Annotated in this window: 4 protein-coding genes; all 4 read left to right on the top strand. The window is 66.0% G+C overall.

What is annotated here, in order from left to right:
- A partial coding sequence (locus ACFP9U_RS11855; RefSeq protein ID WP_378621613.1) for a DNA-processing protein DprA occupies positions 1 to 765 on the top strand: 765 nt, incomplete at its 5' end.
- A 504-nt stretch (positions 766 to 1269) separates the two neighbouring features.
- Positions 1270 to 3819, top strand: coding sequence for a type I DNA topoisomerase (gene topA / locus ACFP9U_RS11850; protein ID WP_378621610.1), 2550 nt, complete (start codon positions 1270 to 1272; stop codon positions 3817 to 3819).
- A 4-nt stretch (positions 3820 to 3823) separates the two neighbouring features.
- A complete protein-coding gene (rnr, locus tag ACFP9U_RS11845) occupies positions 3824 to 6118 on the top strand; it encodes a ribonuclease R (protein ID WP_378621608.1) in 2295 nt (764 codons plus the stop codon).
- Complete coding sequence (locus tag ACFP9U_RS11840; protein ID WP_378621605.1) at positions 6118 to 6537, top strand: DUF983 domain-containing protein; 420 nt, start codon at positions 6118 to 6120, stop codon at positions 6535 to 6537. Before rnr ends, ACFP9U_RS11840 begins: the two co-directional genes overlap by 1 nt.
- The last annotated feature ends 6 nt before the right edge of the window (positions 6538 to 6543 follow it).

Raw genomic sequence — 6543 nt, 5'->3', positions numbered from 1 at the left:
GTGGGCGCCCGCAACGCGTCGCTCGCCGGCGTCAAGCTGGCCCAGCGCATGGCCATGGAACTGGGCCGCGAAGGCTATGTGGTCGTCTCGGGACTGGCGCGCGGCATCGACGCCGCCGCCCATCAGGGCAGCCTGGAGACCGGCACCGTGGCGGCGCTGGCGGGCGGGCTCGACAGGCCCTACCCGCCGGAAAACGAGGCGCTTTTCAGCCAGATCGCCGAGCGCGGCGTGGTTCTGTCGGAAATGCCGTTCGGCTGGACGCCGCGGGCCAAGGATTTCCCGCGTCGCAACCGCCTCGTCGCAGGGATGAGCTACGGGCTGCTGGTGGTGGAGGCGGCAAACCGCTCCGGTTCGCTCATCAGCGCGCGGCTGGCGAACGAGATGGGCCGGCTCGTCTTCGCCATCCCCGGCTCGCCGCTCGATCCGCGTGCGGCCGGCACCAACAAGCTTCTCAAGCAGGGCGCCATCCTGGTGACGGGCACCGGGGACATCATCGAGGCGGTGGCCCCTCTGATCGGGCGGCTGCCGACGGGGCGCGAACTGGACGAGCCGGCGGACTTCTCCTCCGCACCGCCTCCCGACGATGATGCGCGCGCACTCGTCCTCACAGCGCTCGGGCCCACCCCGGTCGGGGTCGACGAGATCATCCGTCACACCGGGCTTCACCCGGCCCAGGTGGCGCTCGTCCTTCTGGAGCTGGACATCGCCGGTCGTCTGGAACGGCATTCAGGAGGCACTGTGTCCCTCCTCATCGACAGCCCGTGACCGTTCCTCGCGCAGTGACGGCGGCCGGGCGCCGCACACGATGTCGCCAGCCTCCACATAAGCCATCTCGATAAGATATGTCAGCATCTCGCACCGCTCGGCCCTCGCCATCGCCGCAAGCTGCCCAAGCATTGCCTGAATATATTGCAGCGCCTCGCCATCTGGCCGCTCCTGTGACATTCGGGGCATGTGGCTGCATTCTCCCTCGCCCTTTGCCCCCGCCTCTCGCCTGTGCTTCCGTGCACCTCCTTGCGCGAACGCGTCTGTTCGCATTCAGTTCGTTCACCCCTTGAACCCAGCTTGCCGGGAGATGTATATATACACTAATAAATATAAATTGAACACATAAACACGCAACAGTTGTAAGCGCGTTTGTCGGGCGATTTGCGGCCGAGCCCTTGACCGCGCGGAAAAGCGCAGCCATTTCACTTGCCAGCCGGGCTTTGCCGCCCACAATCAAACACGGCATCGCCACAAGAATGCCGAAGAAGGTTTTGCGCACATATGGATGTCGTCATTGTCGAATCGCCGGCCAAGGCGAAAACGATCAACAAATATCTGGGGAAGGATTATACGGTCCTGGCCTCCTTCGGCCATGTGCGCGACCTGCCCGCCAAGGACGGTTCGGTGCGTCCCGACGAGGACTTCGCCATGTCGTGGAGCGTCGACAGCCCGTCCGCGAAGCGCCTGAACGAGATCGCCAAGGCGATGAAGAGCGCCGACGGGCTCATCCTCGCAACCGACCCCGATCGCGAGGGCGAGGCGATCTCCTGGCACGTGCTCGAGGTGTTGAGGCAGAAACGCGCACTGAAGGACAAGCCGGTGCGCCGGGTCGTCTTCAACGCCATCACCAAGAAGGCTGTGCTCGACGCCATGGCCGAGCCGCGCGAGGTCGACGCCTCGCTGGTCGATGCCTATCTGGCACGCCGTGCGCTCGACTATCTCGTCGGTTTCACGCTTTCGCCGGTGCTCTGGCGCAAGCTGCCGGGCGCCCGCTCCGCCGGGCGTGTGCAGTCCGTGGCGCTCAGGCTCGTGTGCGACCGAGAGGCCGAGATCGAGCGCTTCGTACGAGAAGACTACTGGCAGATCGCAGCCCTGCTCGACACGCAGCGCAAGGAAACCTTCGAGGCGCGGCTGACCGCGCTCGACGGCAAGAAGCTGCAGAAGCTCGACATCAAAACCCAGGCCGAGGCCGATTCCATCAAGGCCATGCTGGACGGCGCGTCCTATCGGGTACTGTCGGTGGAAGCGAAGCCGACGCGGCGCAATCCCGCTCCGCCGTTTACCACCTCCACGCTGCAACAGGCGGCCTCCTCGCGGTTCGGCTTTTCGGCCTCGCGCACGATGCAGGTCGCCCAGCGCCTCTACGAAGGCGTGGATATCGGCGGCGAAACCGCCGGCCTCATCACCTACATGCGAACCGACGGCGTGCAGATGGCGCCGGAGGCGCTGGAACAGGCGCGCGCGGCAGTAAACGACACCTTTGGCGCGCGCTACCTGCCGGAGAAACCGCGCCACTATTCGACGAAAGCCAAGAACGCCCAGGAAGCGCACGAAGCCATCCGCCCGACGGATTTCTCGCGCGCGCCGGACCAGGTGCGCAAATATCTCGATGGCGACCAGGCCCGTCTCTACGAGATGATCTGGAAGCGCGCCATCGCCAGCCAGATGCAGGCGGCCGAGATCGAGCGCACGACGGTCGAGATCGAGGCGAAGGGCGCCGACCGCGTTGCGGGCCTGCGCGCGGTCGGCTCCGTCATCCGCTTCGACGGCTTTCTCGCCGCCTATACGGAAGTCAAGGAGGACGACAAGGAGGACGAGGAAAACCGCCGCCTGCCGGAGATCAACACCGGCGAAGCGCTCGAGCGCAAGGACATCAACGTCACCAAACACACGACCGAGCCGCCACCGCGCTATTCGGAAGCCTCGCTCATCAGGAAGCTGGAGGAACTGGGCATCGGCCGGCCCTCCACCTACGCCGCGATCCTGAAGACGCTGGAGGACCGGGACTACGTGACGAACGAGCGACGCAAGCTCGTGCCCCAGGCCAAGGGGCGAATCGTCACCGGGTTCCTGGAGAACTTCTTCCGCCGCTATGTGGAGTACGACTTCACCGCGGATCTCGAGGAAAAGCTCGATGATATCTCGGACGGCAAACTCTCCTGGAAGGATGTGCTGCGGGATTTCTGGAAGGACTTCTCCGGCGCCGTCGACGACATCAAGGGCCTGCGTGTGGCGGACGTGCTCGACACGCTCAACGAGGAGCTGGCCCCGCTTGTCTTCCCGCCGCGCGAGGACGGCGGCGATCCGCGCATCTGCCCCAAATGCGGCACGGGCAAGCTGTCCTTGAAGCTCGGCCGCTACGGCGCCTTTGTCGGCTGCTCGAACTATCCCGAATGCGGATACACCCGCCAGCTCGGCGAGAACGGCGAGAATGGCGACGCGGAAGCCGGCCTCGACGGCAACAAGGTGCTGGGAACGGATCCCTATACGGAAGAGGAGATCACATTGCGCTCGGGCCGCTTCGGCCCCTATGTCCAGCGCGGCGAGGGCAAGGAAGCCAAGCGCGCGAGCCTGCCCAAGGGCTGGACACCGGATACCATCGATCACGAGCGCGCGCTGGCGCTCCTGTCGCTGCCGCGCGACGTCGGCCAGCATCCCGAGACCGGCAAGATGATCTCCGCCGGGATCGGCCGCTATGGTCCCTTCGTCCTGCACGACGGCACCTATGCCAATCTGGAATCGGCGGAGGACGTCTTCTCCGTCGGCCTCAACCGAGCCGTGTCGCTACTTGCCGAGAAGAAGGAAAAGAGCAATGGTCGCCGCGGCAAGCCGGCCGCGCTGAAGGAACTCGGGGAACATCCCGACGGGGGCGGAGTCATCACCGTGCGCGACGGCCGCTACGGGCCGTATGTCAATGTCGGCAAGATTAACGCTACGCTGCCGAAGGGCAAGGATCCGATGTCGGTGACGAAGGAAGAGGCGCTCGAACTGATCGCCGCCAAGGCCACCAAACCGGGCAAGAAGTCCGGACGCGGCAAGGCCAGGAGCTGACGAATTGGCGCGCAGGACTTCAAGAAGCACCGCGGCGGCGGCGGCCAAGGCCGAGAGCGGCAACGCGCACCTGCCCTCGCGCGACGACATCCTGCGCTTCATCTCCGAGAACCCGGATCAATCGGGCAAGCGCGAGATCGCCAAGGCATTCGGCATCAAGGGTGGCGACCGTGTCTGGCTGAAGGACAAGCTGCGCGAGCTGCAGGACGAGGGGCTGGTCAAGACGCGGCGCAAGAAGAATCTGCGCCCCGGTACACTCCCCCGCGTCGTCGTGCTGGACATCTTCTCGCGCGATGCCGAGGGCGGCCTCATCGCCCGTCCGGCCGAGCAGGACGAGGAGGATGACGGGCCGGTGCCGCTCGTCACCATCCGTGCCCAGAAAGGGGCCAGGACGACTGCCGCCGGCGTCGGAGACCGCGTGCTGGCGCGCGTCTCCCCGACGGAGGAGGAGACGGGCCCGGCCTATACCGGCCGGGTGATGAAGGTGTTCGAAAAGCGCCGTCGTGCGGTGCTCGGCGTCTTTCGCGAGCTCGACGACGGGTCCTTGCGCATAGAGCCGGTGGAGCGGCGCCAGCCGGAACTCATCGTCGATCCGGAAGCCCGCAACGAGGCCCAACACGGCGATCTCGTCGAAGCTCTGCCGGTCTCGCAGGGCCGCTACGGGCTGCCGAAGGCGAAGGTGATCGAGGTCGTGGGTTCGATCACGACGGAAAAGGCGGTCTCGCTGATCGCCATCCACGCCCACGAGATCCCGCACATCTTCCCCGATGCCGCGCTGGAGGAGGCCGCGGCCGCCAAGCCGGCCACCCTGAAGGGTCGCGAGGACTGGCGCAAGCTGCCGCTGATCACCATCGATCCGCCCGACGCCAAGGACCATGACGACGCGGTTTACGCCGAGCCGGACGACGACGAGAAGAACCGGGGCGGCGTCGTCGTCACCGTCGCAATCGCCGACGTGGCCCAATATGTGCGTGCCGGCTCCGCCCTCGACCGCGAGGCGTTGAGGCGGGGCAATTCGGTCTATTTTCCCGACCGCGTGGTGCCGATGCTGCCCGAGCGCATCTCCAACGACCTGTGCTCGCTGCGCGAGGGCGAGGCCCGTCCCGCACTTGCCGTGCGCATGCGCTTTTCGTCCGACGGCCGCAAGATCGGGCACAGCTTCCACCGCGTCATGATGCGCTCGGCCGGCAGTCTATCCTACGATCAGGCGCAGGCGGCCGTCGACGGCAAACCGGACGACAAGTCCGGACCCCTGCTCGACACGGTGCTGCGCCCCCTCTGGGATGCCTACGGAGTCCTCAAACGCGGCCGCAATGCGCGCGAGCCGCTGGAACTGGACCTGCCGGAGCGCAAGATCCTGCTCAAGCCGGACGGCACGGTGGACCGCGTCATCGTGCCGCCCCGCCTCGATGCGCACAAGCTCATCGAGGAGTTCATGATCCAGGCCAACGTCGCCGCCGCCGAGACGCTGGAGGCGGCGCGCCAGCCCCTCGTCTATCGCGTGCATGACGAGCCGTCGCTCGCAAAGCAGGAATCGCTGCGCGAGTTCCTCGCCTCTATCGGCATGTCGCTGGCGCGCGGGCCGGCCCTCAGGCCTGCGCAGTTCAACAACATCCTCGCCCGGGTGGACGGTTCGGACCAGGAACAGCTGGTCAACGAGGTGGTGCTGCGCTCCCAGAGCCAGGCGGTATATTCGACCGAAAACATTGGCCATTTCGGCCTCAACCTGCGCCGCTACGCGCACTTCACCTCACCCATCCGGCGCTATGCGGACCTCATCGTGCACCGAGCGCTCATCGCCGCCAGGAATCTCGGCGGGGACGGGCTGAGCGCCGAGGAGGAAGCGCGCCTGGAAGAGGTTTCGGCCCTCATCTCGGCAACCGAGCGGCGCGCCATGGCGGCCGAACGCGATACGGTCGACCGGCTCGTGGCCGAGCACCTGGCCTCCCGCACCGGCGAGGAATTTTCCGCCCGCATCTCCGGGATCACCAAGGCGGGGATCTTCGTGCTTCTGCCCGAGTACGGAGCCGATGGCTTCATTCCGGTATCAACCTTGGGCAACGACTACTATATCTACGACGAACCCCACCATGCGCTGGTTGGCCAGCGCAGCGGGAAAGGCTTCCAACTCGGCGACGGCGTCGATGTCCGCCTGGTCGAGGTGGCGCCGCTTGCCGGCGCCATGCGCTTCGAGATGATGAGCGACCCGGTCCACCCGTCCGGCTCGTCGAAATCGCTGCACAAGACCAAGCGCGACAAGGCACGCAGGCAACGCCCCGCCAAGGGCAGGAGAAAATGATGGAAGAGCACGTCTTCGGCGCCGGGCAGGAAAAGCGGACGGAACGGCCGGTCTACGAATCGATGCGGCGGGGTTTCTTCGGCAAGTGTCCCCAATGCGGCCAGGGCCGGCTCTTCAGGGCGTTTCTGAAGACCGTGGACCGGTGTCCCTCCTGCGGCGAGGAGATGGACCATCACCGTGCCGACGATCTGCCCGCCTATCTGGTCATCGTCATCGTCGGCCATGTGGTGGTCGGCGCGTTTATGGGCGTCCAGGCGGCGACGGACTGGCCGACATGGCTGCATCTGGCCATCTGGGCGCCGCTGACGCTCATCATGTCGCTCGCCCTCATCGGCCCCGTCAAGGGATCGGTCGTCGGCCTGCAATGGGCGTTGCGCATGCACGGCTTCGGTGGCGAGAAGGACCAATTCGAGACTTGATCTCGA

Source organism: Nitratireductor sp. GCM10026969 (genome assembly GCF_042660605.1).
Lineage (GTDB): Bacteria > Pseudomonadota > Alphaproteobacteria > Rhizobiales > Rhizobiaceae > Chelativorans.
This window is presented reverse-complemented; position numbering and strand designations above follow the sequence as displayed.